18 protein-coding genes are annotated in these 16,632 nt (G+C 43.1%); 10 read left to right on the top strand and 8 right to left on the bottom strand.

The window, feature by feature from the left end; translation table 11 throughout:
- Window positions 1-30 precede the first annotated feature (30 nt).
- From BM736_RS00730 to BM736_RS00720, 3 genes are all read right to left on the bottom strand, one after another.
- The gene (locus tag BM736_RS00730) at window positions 31-438 is read right to left on the bottom strand and encodes a hypothetical protein (RefSeq protein WP_076407546.1); all 408 of its coding nucleotides are present in this window, start codon (window positions 436-438) and stop codon (window positions 31-33) included.
- 107 nt (window positions 439-545) lie between these two features.
- Window positions 546-1,121, bottom strand: a complete 576-nt coding sequence (locus BM736_RS00725) for a hypothetical protein (protein ID WP_076407544.1) — start codon at window positions 1,119-1,121, stop codon at window positions 546-548.
- A 106-nt stretch (window positions 1,122-1,227) separates the two neighbouring features.
- Complete coding sequence (locus BM736_RS00720) at window positions 1,228-1,728, bottom strand: hypothetical protein (RefSeq protein WP_076407542.1); 501 nt, start codon at window positions 1,726-1,728, stop codon at window positions 1,228-1,230.
- 1,325 nt (window positions 1,729-3,053) lie between these two features.
- Here BM736_RS00720 and BM736_RS00715 point away from each other — a divergent pair.
- Window positions 3,054-4,280 (top strand): dicarboxylate/amino acid:cation symporter, encoded by a 1,227-nt coding sequence (locus BM736_RS00715; protein ID WP_372827967.1) that lies wholly within the window; start codon window positions 3,054-3,056, stop codon window positions 4,278-4,280.
- Between the two features lie 114 nt (window positions 4,281-4,394).
- Here BM736_RS00715 and BM736_RS00710 read toward each other — a convergent pair whose 3' ends face one another.
- Window positions 4,395-5,906 carry an aldehyde dehydrogenase gene (locus BM736_RS00710; protein ID WP_076407541.1) on the bottom strand — a complete coding sequence of 504 codons (1,512 nt, stop codon included), beginning with the start codon at window positions 5,904-5,906 and terminating at the stop codon, window positions 4,395-4,397.
- 221 nt (window positions 5,907-6,127) lie between these two features.
- Here BM736_RS00710 and BM736_RS00705 point away from each other — a divergent pair, with 221 nt between their 5' ends.
- The 4 genes from BM736_RS00705 to BM736_RS00690 all read left to right on the top strand — a co-directional run bounded on the left by BM736_RS00705 (window position 6,128) and on the right by BM736_RS00690 (window position 10,493).
- A complete protein-coding gene (locus BM736_RS00705) occupies window positions 6,128-7,465 on the top strand; it encodes an aspartate aminotransferase family protein (RefSeq protein WP_076407539.1) in 1,338 nt (445 codons plus the stop codon).
- Window positions 7,466-7,587: 122 nt separating this feature from the next.
- Complete coding sequence (locus tag BM736_RS00700; protein WP_076407537.1) at window positions 7,588-9,093, top strand: CoA-acylating methylmalonate-semialdehyde dehydrogenase; 1,506 nt, start codon at window positions 7,588-7,590, stop codon at window positions 9,091-9,093.
- 94 nt (window positions 9,094-9,187) lie between these two features.
- Entirely contained in the window at window positions 9,188-9,553 is a 366-nt protein-coding gene (locus BM736_RS00695; protein WP_218638742.1) for a cupin domain-containing protein, read from the top strand.
- A 220-nt stretch (window positions 9,554-9,773) separates the two neighbouring features.
- Window positions 9,774-10,493 carry a TorF family putative porin gene (locus tag BM736_RS00690; RefSeq protein ID WP_076407535.1) on the top strand — a complete coding sequence of 240 codons (720 nt, stop codon included), beginning with the start codon at window positions 9,774-9,776 and terminating at the stop codon, window positions 10,491-10,493.
- 80 nt (window positions 10,494-10,573) lie between these two features.
- Here BM736_RS00690 and BM736_RS00685 read toward each other — a convergent pair whose 3' ends face one another.
- Window positions 10,574-10,762 (bottom strand): hypothetical protein, encoded by a 189-nt coding sequence (locus tag BM736_RS00685; RefSeq protein WP_076407533.1) that lies wholly within the window; start codon window positions 10,760-10,762, stop codon window positions 10,574-10,576.
- Window positions 10,763-10,931: 169 nt separating this feature from the next.
- On the opposite strand from BM736_RS00685, the gene BM736_RS00680 reads away from it, so the two are divergent.
- Window positions 10,932-11,279, top strand: coding sequence for a DUF3634 family protein (locus tag BM736_RS00680; protein WP_076407531.1), 348 nt, complete (start codon window positions 10,932-10,934; stop codon window positions 11,277-11,279).
- A gap of 48 nt (window positions 11,280-11,327) precedes the next feature.
- Here BM736_RS00680 and BM736_RS00675 read toward each other — a convergent pair whose 3' ends face one another.
- Window positions 11,328-11,513 (bottom strand): hypothetical protein, encoded by a 186-nt coding sequence (locus tag BM736_RS00675; RefSeq protein WP_076407529.1) that lies wholly within the window; start codon window positions 11,511-11,513, stop codon window positions 11,328-11,330.
- Window positions 11,514-11,517: 4 nt separating this feature from the next.
- Window positions 11,518-12,468 carry a DUF368 domain-containing protein gene (locus tag BM736_RS00670; protein ID WP_076407527.1) on the bottom strand — a complete coding sequence of 317 codons (951 nt, stop codon included), beginning with the start codon at window positions 12,466-12,468 and terminating at the stop codon, window positions 11,518-11,520.
- A 239-nt stretch (window positions 12,469-12,707) separates the two neighbouring features.
- Here BM736_RS00670 and BM736_RS00665 point away from each other — a divergent pair, with 239 nt between their 5' ends.
- Window positions 12,708-13,190: a hotdog fold domain-containing protein gene (locus BM736_RS00665; RefSeq protein WP_076407525.1), complete on the top strand. Its 483-nt coding sequence runs from the start codon at window positions 12,708-12,710 to the stop codon at window positions 13,188-13,190.
- A gap of 32 nt (window positions 13,191-13,222) precedes the next feature.
- On the opposite strand, the gene BM736_RS00660 is transcribed toward BM736_RS00665, so the two are convergent.
- Complete coding sequence (locus tag BM736_RS00660; RefSeq protein WP_076407523.1) at window positions 13,223-13,654, bottom strand: MarR family winged helix-turn-helix transcriptional regulator; 432 nt, start codon at window positions 13,652-13,654, stop codon at window positions 13,223-13,225.
- A 205-nt stretch (window positions 13,655-13,859) separates the two neighbouring features.
- Between BM736_RS00660 and BM736_RS00655 the strand changes: the two genes are divergently transcribed.
- The 3 genes from BM736_RS00655 to BM736_RS00645 all read left to right on the top strand — a co-directional run bounded on the left by BM736_RS00655 (window position 13,860) and on the right by BM736_RS00645 (window position 16,618).
- Window positions 13,860-14,300: a hypothetical protein gene (locus BM736_RS00655; RefSeq protein ID WP_076407521.1), complete on the top strand. Its 441-nt coding sequence runs from the start codon at window positions 13,860-13,862 to the stop codon at window positions 14,298-14,300.
- A gap of 273 nt (window positions 14,301-14,573) precedes the next feature.
- Window positions 14,574-15,065, top strand: a complete 492-nt coding sequence (locus BM736_RS00650) for a hypothetical protein (RefSeq protein ID WP_076409764.1) — start codon at window positions 14,574-14,576, stop codon at window positions 15,063-15,065.
- Between the two features lie 104 nt (window positions 15,066-15,169).
- Window positions 15,170-16,618: a hypothetical protein gene (locus tag BM736_RS00645; protein ID WP_143562286.1), complete on the top strand. Its 1,449-nt coding sequence runs from the start codon at window positions 15,170-15,172 to the stop codon at window positions 16,616-16,618.
- Window positions 16,619-16,632: the final 14 nt, after the last annotated feature.

Genomic DNA, 16,632 nt, shown 5'->3' with positions numbered 1-16,632 from the left:
TGCCTTGGTGAATCTGAATTTAGCAGCTTGTTAAGTGGCATTTTCATTCTGGTCTACGGAGTTCCGAATTACAGGCAATTGGTACTGTAGTATGCCAAAAACTACAATCAGGGGAATTAATGCAAGCCATAAAAATCCATCGAGAAACCACAATGAGGCGAATAAGATTTGAATACATACATATGAAGTCAGCTTGAGCCAAGATGGAAGTATGAGCATTTGCCCAATTGCCAGAAGTGGTAAAGCAAAGAGCAAAGAACCAAGCACTACAAGTCCTGGATGAAAGCCAAGAGCTTCAGCGCCAACGAACCCTCGATAGAAGTCATAGCCAAAAATTACAAATATTGGAAATAATGCCAGAGCCAAATAGACCGCACTATGCCTTTCCTTAGCGATCAATTTCGAATGCTCATCATTTTTCTGCTGAAGTGTCTTCATGCCATCCTTGCCATTTAACGCCGCATTAAGCGGACAAAAATAGTGGGTTAAAATGTGTAGCGAAGCGAAACGTAACCCACTGTTTTTTGTTCCGTTTAAATACCTTGTTAGCTGTTTATTATAGGGGATGCTACATATAAGTACCTAGCAAAAACTGCTGTAGCCAATAGGCCGACTAAGCATAACCCTAAAGCGATCCTCTTGTTTTTTCTATAGCCCTTCTCTCCTATTTTAACTCTTTCCCATTCAGCCTTAAGAAGTGGCTTTGAGTTTTCGACTAAATGTTTAGATAGAACATGAACTTCAGAATATTTTTGATTATTAAAACTATCTCTTAATTCGGTTAATGTTTCTAAAAACATAGAATTTGTATGTTTTGTTCGAATATCTGGATCTTGAGCATTTAATCGCGTAATTAAACCGGCACAAGCAGCAACATAATCTTTGTAAGACTCTTCAATATCTTGAGTTTGAGGTGGAGTTTCTCGAATTGATTGATAGTAAAATGAGATATATGCAACAGATGAAACTAGAAGAGAAACTTCACCACGAAATGAATCAATCCACGCCTGCCTAAATTCAGATACTTTTTGCTCCTTACTATTAACCAAATTAAAAAATGAAAATACTCCTGCAATAAATGCCGCAAAAACAGTTCCAAAAACAATAATTGATTTATCCATTCAAACTCCAGAAAACAGCTAACGCCCAAATAACAGGCTAAGTAATGGTTGGCTAAAATTGTGTAGCGAAGCGAAACGTAGCCAACTGTTACGTGTCCTTGTTGATTTACTTGTTAGCAGTACTTTGCACTTCACTATTAAGTTGCGGCTTAAATTTGTCGTAAAGTTCATTTTTGATGTCTTCAGGAACATGCGCAACACTCTTTTCACTACTAGAGTCTTTTACCCAATTATTTGCTTCAAGAACACAGTTAAAACAAAACCAAGATGCAGCAACAAACAGCCAGTCACCATTTAAAATTGATGATAACCCAGAGAAAAATATAAAGATTAATAAGGCTCTTATTAGCCAACGACTAGCGTGAAGTAAAGCAATAGCGGAACCAAAAGTTGAAAACTGCATATTGTTAGTATTTATATATTCTTTATGAAGGGTATGTTTAACCACATCAATTTTTGAGTACTCTTTAAAGAATACCTTCCCACTACTTTTAGCTTTATTAAAAATAACTCTAAATAACCAAGAAGAAAATAAAAATACAGCCGAACCAATCAAGCTTTGCTCAAATGGTGTATAGCTATTTATGATCTCTAATATCGAACTCAAACTGAACTCCTTTTCTGTACTGCTAACGCCCACATTAAGCGGACTAAAATTGTGTGCCAAACTTGTTGAGGAACGAAACATGGCACACTGTTTTAGTTCCGTTTAAATTGCCTTGTTATAAGGCACACACTTGCTTTAAGACGTGGCCATCTTTAAATGCAACATACTCGATGCATTTCTTGCCTTCTAAAATCACTTCGACTTCGAAGGACTCACTAACATACATTGCTTCTAGAAAAGAGACATAACCGTTATTGTTAAGGTCCATTTCTTCAAAAGAATATCTAGAATCTGATAGGCAATAAAGATAATAGCCAATGCAAACTACAATCGGAGTTGCAAAGATTGAGACCAAAACTTTTTTAGTGCTGAATATCAATTGCAAGCCTTATAACATTTTTATATACGGCTTGCGCGTTTTGCCAAGCCCTCTTGGGAAAGCGTGCGCTCAACTCATTGATAAAAGCCTATTAAAAACAGCTCAATAACTCAATAGCTGTCGAATAGTATCCAATACACTCTTGGTGTAAACGCGCATGCACACTTTGCTTGCCTGTTATCTCAACTTTTTATGGCCGCACACTTTTAGTTACTTGAATTTACTCTTCTTTTTGTTTTCACTCAATAGTAAACCGTGAACTGGTTGCGCATAATTTGATGATTATCCGCACAAAGCCAATAATGCTGTATAAAAACACAAACACTGACCTCTCCGACTGATGAGAAAAATATTGCAAAGAGGTTAATGCTGCATTGGACGAATTGCTGACGTAAACTCGTTTTGGGGCAGGAGTTAGTTGAACGATACCATACACTCGCTAGTAGCCTGTGCGCTTTGTGGTGTGCAAGCTTCTAAACCATGGATGGTTTAGTAGAGCCATCAGGGAAGATTTTACGGCGTCTTGCAAAGACACTAGCGCATTGGCTGCTGATCAATGCTGCCCACTCCAGTACATAGCAAAGAGCACTAGACTCCGGCTCAAAAGCATTGCCGGAGTGACGATGGAGGGCACACTTAATCAAATGAGCCAACAACAAAAAATGTCATCAAGCTTCATTCGAAGCCCTCACCCTTTGATTAAGAAAACAACACCAAATACAGATATCAAAATAAGTCCTGCTAAATACAGCCTCAGTTTATAGATAAACAAAACTTTACCCTCATTTATTGAGAATATCTTACCCATAGCCAGGTAAAACAATAGTTAATCACATTAATCCCCTAGTTAAGTGCTGTTTCACAGTGTCTTAAACTCTGCTGTGATAACTTTACGCCCCTTCAAAAAAGCGTAACAGATCAGTTCCAATTCAATAATGGGGTTAACGTGGCTATTCGAGATAGAAAATTATTTAATAACATAGGGCTTCAGGTGGTTATCGCCATGATAATTGGCGCCTTAGTCGGCCTCTATATGGGCGAAAGCGCCGCTATATTTGGCCCTTTAGGCACCATCTTTATTCATCTGATTAAGATGCTAGTCATCCCCTTAGTCGTTGTATCCATTATCGCTGGCGCCGCAAGCTTAGGTAACAGCCCATCCGCTGGTAAAATCGGTATTGGCACGTTTGCTTTCTTTATTTTGACCTCAGGTGTTGCCGTTACACTGGCGCTAGTGATGGGCAATATCTTCAAACCTGGGGCTGGCATAGATTTTAGTACGCAGAATCAATCGCTAACCCAAGTCACTGCAGAGCAAGGTGCGCTGCCAAGTGCCATGGATACTTTTATTGGGATGATCCCGACCAATGTATTTGAATCTATGACCTCAGGGAATATTCTACAGATCTTGGTGTTCTGCATTTTCTTCGGTATTGCGTTGAGTAAAGTTAAAGGCGATGGGGCTAAACCACTTATCAGCGGCCTTAACACTATTGTTGAAGCGTTTGTCTGGATGATCAATTGCGTGATGATCATTGCGCCTATTGGTGTATTCGGACTAATGGCTGAGTCTGTAGGCACATTCGGCTTTCAAGCCCTTGAGGTCGTACTCAAGTTGTTCGTAGTATTCGTCGTGGCGATTATTATCTATGGCTTTATCTTCTTTCCTTTGGTGGTGAAGTTTTTCTCAAACGTACCAGCCATAAAGTTTGTCTCGGCAATGAAAAAAACCCAAGCGATGGCATTATCAACCGCCTCATCGATGGCTACGTTGCCCGTTACTATGGAGACCTGTGAAAAGGAGCTCAATGTCTCAAAGGCCACCACAGCGTTTGTATTGCCACTGGGCGCGACTATCAACATGACTGGTAACGCCATCTATTATGGTTTAGTCGCCATGTTTTTCGCACAGATGTATCATATCGATCTCACCATGACCGCCTATGTCGCTATCATCTTCACCTCAACATTGGGCGCGATAGGCCAAGCTGGTGTCCCTGGGCCCTCTTTTCTCGTTGTCGCCGTGTTACTTGCCGCGGGGATCCCCATTGACGGTCTGCCACTCTTGTTCGCACTAGACCGCATATTTGACATGATCCGCACCTCACTGAACATTACAGGTGATGCCGTCTGCGCTGTCGTCATGGAAAGGTTCAGTCCAGAAAGTAAGTAGTCTGGCGCACGAATATTAGCGACAAAAAAAGCCCGCGAGCATAAGCTAGCGGGCTTTTTTAAGTTAGTCCCTAGGTTCTAGTATCTAGGGCCTAGCTCCTCGAACCTTAAACACCTAGTCCAACATAATCCAAGTCGCTTTTATTTCAGTGTACTTATCAAATGCATGCAGTGACTTGTCACGGCCATTACCCGATTGCTTATAACCACCGAATGGGGCTGTCATATCACCGCCATCGTAATGATTAATCCACACCATACCACTGCGTAGCGCCTTAGCAGTCTTATGTGCTTTACTAATATCAGATGTCCACACCCCAGCAGCTAGGCCATAGATACTGTCATTGCCAATCTCGATAGCTTGCTCCATGCCATCGAAGCTTAACACTGATAGTACCGGGCCAAAAATCTCCTCTTTAGCTATCGTCATCTGATTGTTCACATCACTAAAAATCGTTGGCTCTACATAGACGCCACCACCATCAGCCATCACCTGCTCACCGCCTTGAACCAGCTTTGCACCTTCATCGATACCTGATTTAATGTAACTCAGTACATTATCTAACTGTTGTTTATCCACTACTGCGCCGCACGTAGTCGCAGGATCTAGTGGATGCCCCGGCTGCCAAGCCTGCATCTCTTTGGCTATCAATGTGAGCAACTCATCTTTAACCCCCTCCTCCACCAGCAGGCGAGAACCTGCAGTGCAGACCTCGCCTTGGTTAAAGGCGATGGCCGCAGCGGCGGCCTCGGCGGCTTTTTGTAGATTAGGTGCATCATTAAAGACGATATTTGGGCTCTTACCACCCGCCTCCAACCAAACGCGCTTCATGTTTGACTCACCCGCGTAGATCATCAACTGTTTAGCTATCTTAGTTGAGCCGGTGAAAACCAAGGTATCGACATCCATATGTAGGGCTAAAGCCTTACCAACAGTGTGACCAAATCCAGGCAATACGTTAAGCACACCTTTTGGGATACCAGCATCAAGAGCTATCTGCGCCATACGAATTGCGGTAAGCGGTGATTTTTCAGATGGTTTAAGGACAACACTATTACCCGTTGCTAACGCTGGGCCGAGTTTCCAGCACGCCATCAAGATAGGAAAGTTCCACGGCACAATAGCCGCAACAACACCAACAGGTTCACGGGTGATCATACCGATTTCGTTGTGAGCGGTGGGCGCTATCTCATCATAAATTTTATCAATAGCTTCGCCGGACCAACGAATAGCTCGGGCGGCGCCTGCCACATCGACAGCACCAGAATAACGAATGGGTTTACCCATATCTAACGTCTCTAATAGGGCCAACTCATCCTGATGTTGTTCAAGTAACTCGGCAAAACGTATCATTATCTGCTTACGCTTTACTGGCGCAAGTTCTGACCAAACACCTGAGTCAAACGTCTGCCTAGCATTCGTTACTGCTAGATTGGCATCTTCAAGATCACAACTCGAGACTTGGCACAACACACGGCCATCAATCGGACTCACACAATCGAAGCGCTCTCCTGATACAGATGTAAGGTACTCACCATCGATAAAGGCATTAGCCTGGATCTCATTATTGGAAATAAGTCTGTCGGCTAGGCTCTGCCACTGCTTGAGATTGTTCGGTGTACTCATGATGACCTCTTGATGGGTAATATGCTTAACATTTGATAAGTAGGTGGTCAGATTACGCCTTAAATGGGTGAGACTTCAATCAAAATTCAATATATTTTACAAAAAGTGCTTTTTTGCTATAAATAAATGAACAAAAAGCTTTCATGTTCGTTATTTCTGACATAGCATGAAAAATATCAACCGCTCAGAAAAACAACTAATAACGGATTAGGGTAGATGATATGGCAGATAATCAACATCAAGCGACAAGCGAAAAGCAATCTTTAGAGCATTACTGGATGCCTTTTACAGCCAATAGGCAGTTTAAAGCTAATCCTAGGTTACTCGCTGAAGCCGAAGGTATGTACTACAAAGACACAGCGGGCAGACCAGTACTCGATGGTACTGCAGGGCTTTGGTGTTGTAATGCAGGTCACGGTAGAAAAGAGATCTCTGAAGCTGTTAGTAAACAGATCCATCATATGGATTATGCACCTTCATTTCAGATGGGCCACCCCCTCGCCTTTGAGCTTGCCGAGCGTTTAGCTCAGATAAGTCCTGATGGCTTAAATAAGGTGTTCTTTACCAACTCAGGCTCAGAATCTGTTGATAGTGCCTTAAAAATTGCCATTAACTACCATAGAGCCAATGGCGAAGCGACTCGAACCCGTTTTATTGGCCGTGAGCTGGGTTATCACGGCGTTGGATTTGGTGGCATCTCTGTCGGCGGTATAGGCGGTAACCGTAAAACCTTTAGCCAACAACTACTCCCTGGAGTTGACCATCTTCCTCACACATTAGATATGCAGCAAAATGCCTTTAACAAAGGCTTGCCGCAAACTGGCGCCGAGAAAGCTGAAGTATTAGAGCAACTTGTTGCTCTACACGGTGCAGAGAATATTGCCGCTGTGATTGTTGAACCTATGTCGGGTTCTGCAGGCGTCATCTTACCGCCTGAAGGGTATCTCAAACGTCTACGCGAGATCACTCAAAAGCACGGCATATTACTTATCTTTGATGAGGTGATCACCGCCTTTGGTCGTGTTGGCGATGCTTTTGCCAGCCAGCGCTGGAATGTGACACCTGACTTAATCACTACCGCAAAAGCTCTCAATAACGGGGCTATCCCCATGGGCGCTGTGATGATCCATGACAAGATCTACGATGCTTGTATGCAAGGCCCCGATGGCATAGAGCTTTTTCATGGTTATACCTATTCAGGCCATCCGGTTGCAGCGGCAGCGGCCTTGGCGACATTAGATATCTACCATAATGAAAAGTTATTTGATCGAAGCCGTGAGCTAGAGGGCTATTTTGAAGATGCTATGCACAGCCTCAAAGGCCTGCCTAATGTTATCGATATCCGCAATACAGGCTTAGTCGGTGCTGTTCAATTTTCTCCTAGCAGCAAAGGCATCGGTAAACGTGGTTTTGATGTATTTGAACGCTGCTTTGCTAACGGCACATTAGTCAGGGCTACCGCAGATATTATTGCCATCTCCCCACCTTTAATCATCGATAAACAAGAGATAGACCAGATCGTCAATACCTTAGGTGATGCTATCAGAGCTGCTGATTAGCACTCACTGAAAGGGATCGACAAATACGTCTAACTCAAAGTGATTCAAATTCAAGGTAATTGAACTTTACATCAGCCTTTGGCATCGCCGAAGGCTGCAATTAACAGACAGGATTGATGTTTATGCAAGTTGTTAATAATCAAGTGATTAACCATTACATTAATGGCCAACATACCGCACCGAGTGAGCGCAGTAGCCAAGTATTTGAACCCGCTACTGGCGAGCAAAAAGCAAGTGTATCCCTTGCTAGTGCAGCTGAAGTCGATGGTGCAATCGAGCTTGCAAAGAAAGCCCACAAAAGCTGGTCTCAGGTCTCTCCGCTCAATCGTGCCCGTGTGCTATTTAAGTTCAAAGCGCTAATTGAAGCCAATATGGATGAGATGGCTGAGCTTATCACCCGCGAGCATGGCAAGGTACTCGATGATGCTAAAGGCGAAATCATTCGCGGATTAGAGGTCGTTGAGTTTGCCTGTGGCATCCCTCACCTATTAAAGGGTGAACACACGGAACAGGTAGGCAATGGTGTTGATGCTTGGCATGTTAATCAATCTTTAGGTGTCGTTGCGGGTATCGCGCCATTTAACTTCCCAGTCATGGTGCCTATGTGGATGTTCCCCATCGCCATAGCAGCTGGTAACACCTTTATCATGAAGCCCTCAGAGAAAGATCCAAGTTCAGTGATGCGTATCGCTGAGCTGCTGACTGAAGCGGGGCTTCCCGATGGTGTATTCAATGTGGTTAACGGCGATAAAGAGGCGGTAGATACATTACTGACCCACAAAGATATTCAAGCCGTGAGTTTTGTCGGCTCGACACCGATTGCAGAATATATCTACGAAACCGCGTCTAAACATGGCAAACGCGTTCAAGCCTTGGGCGGCGCTAAAAACCATATGCTACTGATGCCAGATGCAGATATGGACCAAGCGGTAGGCGCATTAATGGGCGCAGCCTTTGGCTCAGCAGGTGAACGCTGTATGGCAATCTCTGTTGTCTTAGCTGTAGGTGACTCTGGTGATGCGCTAGTTGAAAAGCTACTGCCACAAATTGCCGCACTGCGTGTTGGTAATGGCGTATTACCAGATATGGATATGGGTCCACTTATTTCAGCCCAACACTTAGATAAAGTCAGAGGCTATGTTGATGCCGGAGTAGCAGAAGGCGCCACCTTAGTTGCCGATGGACGACAGCTAAGTGTTGCCGATCATGAGCAAGGTTACTTTCTTGGCGGCTGCCTATTCGATAATGTCACCCCTGAGATGAGCATCTATAAAGAGGAGATCTTCGGTCCGGTACTCGCTATTGTGCGAGTAAAGGATTATGCAGAAGCCCTTGAACTCATCAACGATCATGAATTTGGTAACGGCACAGCGATATTCACCCAAAGTGGAGAAGCTGCACGCCACTTCTGTCATCACGTGCAAGTGGGTATGGTTGGCGTTAACGTGCCTATCCCCGTTCCTATGGCTTTTCACAGCTTTGGCGGCTGGAAACGCTCACTGTTTGGTCCTCTACATATGCACGGTCCTGACGGCGTTCGTTTTTACACCAAACGTAAAGCAATCACCGCCCGTTGGCCTAAAGCGAAAGATGCCAAGGCCGAGTTCGTTATGCCAACAATGAAGTAACTCACTTGAAGGAGTGACTAAAATGTCACTCCTTAGCTGCAATATATGAGTCACTCAATTCTAAGTCATATCGAGAAAATATGGGGCTAACACTATGAGCATTAACATCAATGCCATCGTAAATTTTGCTACGGCAGTTAATGAGACTGAAAAATATCTTCCTGCTGAAGATAAGATTATCAACGGGGCACCTCATCAGGAGGTAACTAATCACTATGCCAGCCCTTGCGATCAGATGAATAGCGGTATCTGGCAAGGCGAAATCGGTCACTGGAGAGTCAATTACAGTGAACACGAATACTGCGAGATCCTCGAGGGCTGCAGTGTCATTACCGATAAGAATGGCAACTCAATGACTGTCAACAAAGGAGACAGATTTGTCATACCCGCAGGATTTAGCGGTTCATGGCAAGTCACCGAACCATGTAAAAAAATCTACGTGGTATTCGAGTCAAAGTGACTATCTGGCTTTAGTCACTCATTAAAAGAGATAGTAAAACAGTCAGTAAAAGTAACATCACGATTTTAAAACCGTCGCCATGTGGTCTCAGTGCAGTGAACTGATGTTTGGCCCCCCCTTTGTTGTTTTAAGGGATATTTCAACACAAAAATGTACACCATTATTTCAACAAAAATATGTCAAAACCATTATTTCAAAACCACGAAATGGAGAAACTACCGTGTATAAAAACTTCAATAAAAAACGGATTGCCCAACTTACCAGCCTAACCTTAGCTGCTGCGCTAATCACTCCTCTTGCCCAAGCAGAGGTATCTGGTGAAGTCAGTGTCACCAACGATTACCGCTTTCGCGGCGTATCACAAACGGCTGGAGACTTTGCTCTACAAGCAGGCATAGATTACAGCACAGAAAGTGGTTTTTTCTTCGGCGCTTGGGGAAGTAACGTTGATGATGAAAGCTACGACTCAAATATTGAGATCGATGTTTACGCTGGTTATTGGGGAGCGATTGGTGAGGATGAAGAGTTTGAATATGATGTCACTCTGACCTATTACACTTATCCAGGGCAAGACGAAAGCACTAAGTATCTAGAAGCTAATGTGGGCTTCTATTATGCAGGCTTCCATTTCGCCCAGTGGTATACCAATGACTATGCTAATGCCGACGTATCACTGCACTATTCAGAGCTTAACTACTCGTTTGAGTTTGCCGATAACTGGAGCATAGATGCCCATGCTGGTTACAGCTATGGGGATGGTGCAGATCTAGATTGGGGCGAAGATTACTATGACTACTCGATAGGGATCTCTACAGAGCTCGGTGGTGTGGGCTTATCGGTTGCTTGGATAGACACTAACTTAAGTGATGACAACATCATTAAAGACGGCCCATGGCAGAATGATGGTACGGTATTGGCTACTGCTAGCTATGCCTTCTAGCGCTTTATTCACGATCAAAAAAACCGCCATCTAGGCGGTTTTTTTATACTAAGAACAAGATACATCAGTAATGAGTAACGTTACTTATTAAATGAATCCAGCGTATTTATAGACTGACCACGGCTCACTTGATCGCCTAGACGTCGCCAGCAGATCCCTAGATCGCTGTGATTCTCTCTACGTTCAGGAAATGTTTTTGATAGGTTTTCAATGATTTCAGCTTGGCGCTCACAAATTGTAGCCCAGCGTTGTGCATTTGATATAAACATATAACATCCTTGTATTGCTACGTCCTAATCTACAATCATAGCTCACTATCACGGTTAAACAAGTAAACTTACTTAGTCTAACAATTCAAACGAAAAGTGTGCGCTATCAGACTTTAAAATATTCCCTGACAAGCGTATTGTTAATCAAACAGGCATAAGGAAATTTGAGATGACACCGACCTTTTTAAAAGTACTCTTTATCGTTGTTGGGCTTTTCATCGCTTACAAACTAATCTTTAGTGGAAAAAAAGGGCTCACCATTTTTGAGATGCACTTTAAAGATGGCAAACTTAAATCCCACAAAGGTAAGATCCCAGAGAAATTTCAAAAAGATTGTCGAGCGATAGCCAAGGCTGAAAAGCTCACCTGTTCAGTTAGGTGTGAAAAGCTATCAGGCGCAGTAAGGTTACATGTATCAGCAAATGTCAGGGATGGTATCACCCAAAGAATTCGTAACCTGTTCCCCTTTGAGTATTACGACAAGAAGCAGGTAGATAATAGTCGACAGGCAGGCTAATAAGATAAGCAGGTCCCGAAGGACCTACTTCTATTGAGAAGCTTGCGACTATTTGCGCTCTAGCTCACCGCGCTCCCGTGCATCGTCAATAATACGCTGGTTATTTTCAACCATAGCATCTTGGGCTGGCGCGCCTTCAACAGGAGTCTGCTCATCGTTACTCATGTCGAAATTGATATTGGTTGCACAGGCTGAAATACCAAGCAGTGCGGTGACAATAAGGACTAGTTTCACTCAATTACCCCTCTTTATTTTGATTGTTTTCATCAGGTTCCGCATTACGCCCGGCAATTATTTCCATTCCCCATACCAACAAAATACCACAAGATAACGCTGCAATGGCCCAAGCAATATTTGCAGGCTGGCCAGTTATTTGTTCAAACTGCATAGGCGAAAGGTTTTGCTCTAGCAGGGGAACCTGCTCTCCAGCTGAATTCTCTCGCCAGCTAACCACCTCTTTCCATGGCCAGATTTTGCCTAGCGTCCCCAGCATTAAACCCGTAAGGAAAATCAACGTCGCGTCATGAAACTTTCTAAGTAGTGCAGAAAGCAGATGACTAAATGTCAGTAAGCCTGCAACACAACCCGATGCAAAGATAGCCAGTACTGTAATATCTAAATTTTTTGCTGCTGCGAGTACCGAAGGATACAAGCCCAATAAAAGTAGAATAAAGCTCCCTGAGATCCCAGGCAACAGCATGGCGCAGATAGCGATACTACCGCCGATAAATACGTTTAAATAGGTCATCTCCAATGAGATAGGGTTGAGCATAGTTATCCCCCAGGCAAAGAGCACCCCGAGGCCAAACAGCATGATCCGCACAGCCGAGAAACCTTTGACCTGTTTGAGCATATGAACAACAGAGATCAAGATGAGCCCAAAGAAGAAGGACCAGACCGGGATTGGGTGATTAACAAGTAGGTAGGAGATAATTTTTGATAGGGTAAAAATGCTCGTTAATATGCCACCAAATACACATACTAAGAAGGGACCATTGATATAATGAAACGCTCCCTTTACTCCCCGTTCTTTTATCACACTAATCAAGCTCGGATTAATACGACGAATACTGTCGAGCAAGGTATCTAAAATACCTGTAATAAATGCAATAGTTCCACCTGAGACACCTGGGACTACATCAGCAGCACCCATTGCCATACCTTTGAGGTAGGTAAGCAGATAATTCAATTTTTAGCCCTATTTGGTTAATAGCTTTCATTAATGAAGCTGAGATTATACGGGTCAGGATCCAATAAAGGAAAATGAACTTTGATTCATTTTAATTTATTAAGCTCATTGCGCTTTTAAGCTTGTGTCTGCTCAGATAAAAATTCAGCTTGTTACTTTTATGTTATCGAGATAACCTTGACTCATCCGACCAGAACAAGCTGATGATATTTAGCCCGACATGATAAAGGCACAATAAGATGACCCAGAATAAACCCACTAAAGTTATGGCGCTGTATAACAAGGTCACTCGCTTTCCTTTTGGTAACAAGATCTTCTCTATCATGGTCGCTCGCATGGCCCCCTATTTCGGTACCATTAGACCGCTGATCACTGAATTAAAGCCAAACTACTGTGAATGTTTTGTCAAAAAGCGCAACGCCGTACATAACCATATTAAAACAGTCCATGTGATTGCTATCTGTAATGGGCTTGAGATGGCGATGGGCGTGATGGCTGAAGCCTCTATCCCTCATCATTTAAGGTGGATCCCTAAAGGCATGTCTGTGGACTATACCGCCAAAGCGGGCAGTGATATTCGCTGTGTCGCCGAAGTCAAACCAGAAGACTGGGTTGAAGGTGATCTGCTAGTGCCTGTCACCGCTTATGATGACCAAGGTATCGTAGTGGTAAAAGGACATATAAAACTTTGGATATCCGCTAAGCCTGCTAAGAATAGCTAAAACAAACAGTCCGCTAAGAAATCTGACAACAATCAAGTCTGATCGAAATGAGTAACTAGCTTAGTGATCACTTTCAGCGTGATCGCTAACTCCTCTTCAGAAATACCTTCCAAGGCTGATGCACTCCAATCAGGAAGCAGCAAAGAGAGCTTTTCGAATAACTCTGCGCCTTTGGGCGTTCTTGCAATTAACTTAGCTGTCTTGTGACTCGGGTTATCTTCAAAGCAAACAATTTCAAGCTTCTCTAATTCATTAGCGATCCGCTGTACACTTTGACGCGTCTGCCCCATGGTTCGAGCAATTTCAGAAGCTGTTTGTGCACAGTGCTCAATAGCCCCTAACACTTTCCAGCGCGCACTCGTTAGCCCAAAAGGCTGACTCAGTGCATCACCTTCGTTGATTAATAAGCCATTAAGCCTAAATACACTTAATACTAGTTGCGTAAAGCCTTCATCTTCAGCCATCTATCTTCTCGTAATTTATCCACCGCAGCTCATGCTCGATTGGATTCATTTTCTATTTCTGTCTCTGACTATAACAAGGAAACACAAATACGACAACACGCTGTCACTATTGACAACCTACTGTCAAATATCCTAGACTGCAGACATTGACAATACACTGTCAATTATAAACGTATCGCTTTTAAACATTGTCAGAGGCAAACCTATGAAACTTAAAATTCATCTAACAGCAGCAACTCTAGCGACGTTATGTATCGTCACATTCTTCACCGCTAGCTTATTGAGTGAGCTGCTCGGAAGCTTACAAACGGTAGCCCAAGTAAAAGCGAGTATTTTATTTCCTGGGTTATTCATTTTAATCCCAGCAATGGCTCTGACAGGTATCACGGGAAATCTTTTAACTAAAGGAAGACACAACAAATTAATTAAACAAAAAATGCTCAGAATGAAACTTGCGGCAGCCAATGGCTTACTGATATTACTTCCCGCTGCAATTGTGCTTAACAATTGGGCTCAGGCTGGCCAGTTCGACACTTATTTCTATCTACTGCAAGCGATTGAATTAACAGCAGGTGCCTGTAACTTATATCTACTTGGACAAAATGCCCTTGCAGGGCGAAAGCTATCGAAAAGAGGCCGAGCATAAACAGAATAGCTCCGAATAAATTTGACTGATGCCATAGAAGCAAGCACTTATCGCTTGAGCTGTAAATGCACATTGTCAGCATTAGTCGCTATGAAAGCTGTAAATGCGCACTGTCAGCACTAGTAGTTATGAAAGCTGTTGCATTGGAATGCTCAACGCATTCAACACGCAACAGAAAAAGCTCAAAGTTTGACTTATGCCATAGCAGCAAGCACCTATAACCTGTATTGTAAATACATATTATTAGCATTACTGTCTATGGAAGCATTGATTATGGAACAACATCACTATTTTGTTATTGCTAGAGCCATCCATGTTTTAGGGGTTGTACTCTGGATTGGGGGAGTAGCGTTTGTGACCACTATTTTATTGCCTGCGATCAAACAGCTCACCTCAGCCGAGAAGCGACTCGAACTGTTTGAGCAGTTAGAGAGCAAGTTCTCCTTCCAAGCTAAGTTTGTCACTTTAGCCACAGGGATCTCTGGCTATGTCATGTTAGAAATCATCAATGGTTGGGATCGCTACTTATATCCACAATTTTGGTGGATGCACTTAATGACGTTGGTTTGGGCAATATTCACCTTAGTTCTTTTTGTTTTAGAACCCCTCTTTCTACATCAGTGGTTCCATAAAAAAGCAGCGCAAGATAGTGAAAAGACCTTTAACTTAGTCCATAACATGCACATATTATTGCTGAGTTTAAGTTTAGTTGCCGTTGCTGGCGCTACAGTTGGTTCGCATGGTTATACTTTTATTTACGGCTAATCATCAATATCGTTTTCAGCTATTCAAGGTTACAAATTAAGCCATTGACACATGTAGCCAGCTAGTGAAAAATGGTTACATTAAAAGGACTTAAGGGCTAACCAGTGAACACACATAGATTTTTTCTATCCAGTCTTACCACAATGGCATTTTTAGCCTCTCTATCGACTTCAACCCAAGCTGAAACATTGGCCACACTTTTAGATTATCAACCGAGCTGTATCGATAAAAGCCTTCCACCATTAACCATCGAAGTGGTTGCTGGTGACTATGTAGATGATGGCGCACCGGAAGAAAGCCAAGCGTTTAAACAAGCCCTAAAAGCACTGCAAGTCCAAGCGAGCGAACAAGGCGCAGATGCCGTTGCTTTGACTAAGGTGAACAACCATGTCACCAACGCCACTAAAAAGCTCGAGGTTAACTATACCAAGTCGAGAAGCAGTTATGACAAATCATTCACTCGGCTCACGACCCACCTAGAAGCTAAACTATTCAAGCTTTGTTCATCAGACAAAAGCCTCACCAGTCAGCGAACCAAGTTTAATGCTCAAGGTTATCAGATAAAAAGTTTCAGCTATGCCTATACCATGGAGCTGCCAGTCGATGAGTCGCCGGCAATCTTGGCCAAGAATATCCAAGTCCCACCCGCTGAAGTCTCGCTCAATACTGGTGTATATGGATTAAATTTAGGGGCAAAGAGTGAACAAGTCAGCGAGCGGCTTGGACCACCTAGTATTGAAATTACTTTAGAGGATGATATGGCTGTGTGGGGCTATGGTCGCTCCCACTGGTTTATATTTTCTGACCACCAGCTGATAGAGGTGAGAAGCCAGTCTCCTTATATGAGCGCTTATGGTCGTAACCTTATCGAACCAAGAGATGGCTTTGATGATATTAGTTGGAAAGTAAATGGCACCATCCCTCAAAAAACCAGCATTGATAAAGTAATAAATCAGCTAGAACAAACCAATAACTTGGTGGGTACTAACTTCATCTCAATGTCCCATCAAGATACACAACTGAAATTAAGCTTTGATCTATTCCACCCTTCAAGCATGGAGGAGCCAGTTGCTTTACTCACTCAATATCAGCTCAAATCTAATGTTAGTCATAAAAGCTATACCCCTAATACGCCGACAAAGTCACAACTTAATCAGCTTGAATCACTGCTCAACCTCAATAAGAGCAGACAACCTAGCCTAGAAGAGTTGCAAGATATTTACCCAGCGATGAGCCGCCTAAACATCTCAGGCTCTGGAGTGTGGTGGCTGCTTGGCAATCACCTACAAGTGCAGTTTCAGGATGACAAGCTGACAAAATTACGTGTATCACCCGCTGTTTTTGCACAAGAAGATTCACTTGAGAGCTACTACTCATCAATTAAGGGTTTAGGTTTACCTACTAATAAACAATCGCTGCTAAAGCAATACACAGATGCCAGCGATAACTTCGATATGGTCGATCTCTATCGTGATGATTTTGCCTTAATAGCAAAATATGAATCAGATGAATTACGCGCTGAGATCTACGAGCTAGAGGTGGAGTACTTCTGATAGACTGAAGTGAA

The sequence above is a fragment of the Shewanella sp. UCD-KL12 genome (assembly GCF_001957125.1).
In the GTDB taxonomy this organism is placed as follows: Bacteria; Pseudomonadota; Gammaproteobacteria; order Enterobacterales; family Shewanellaceae; genus Shewanella.
This window is presented reverse-complemented; position numbering and strand designations above follow the sequence as displayed.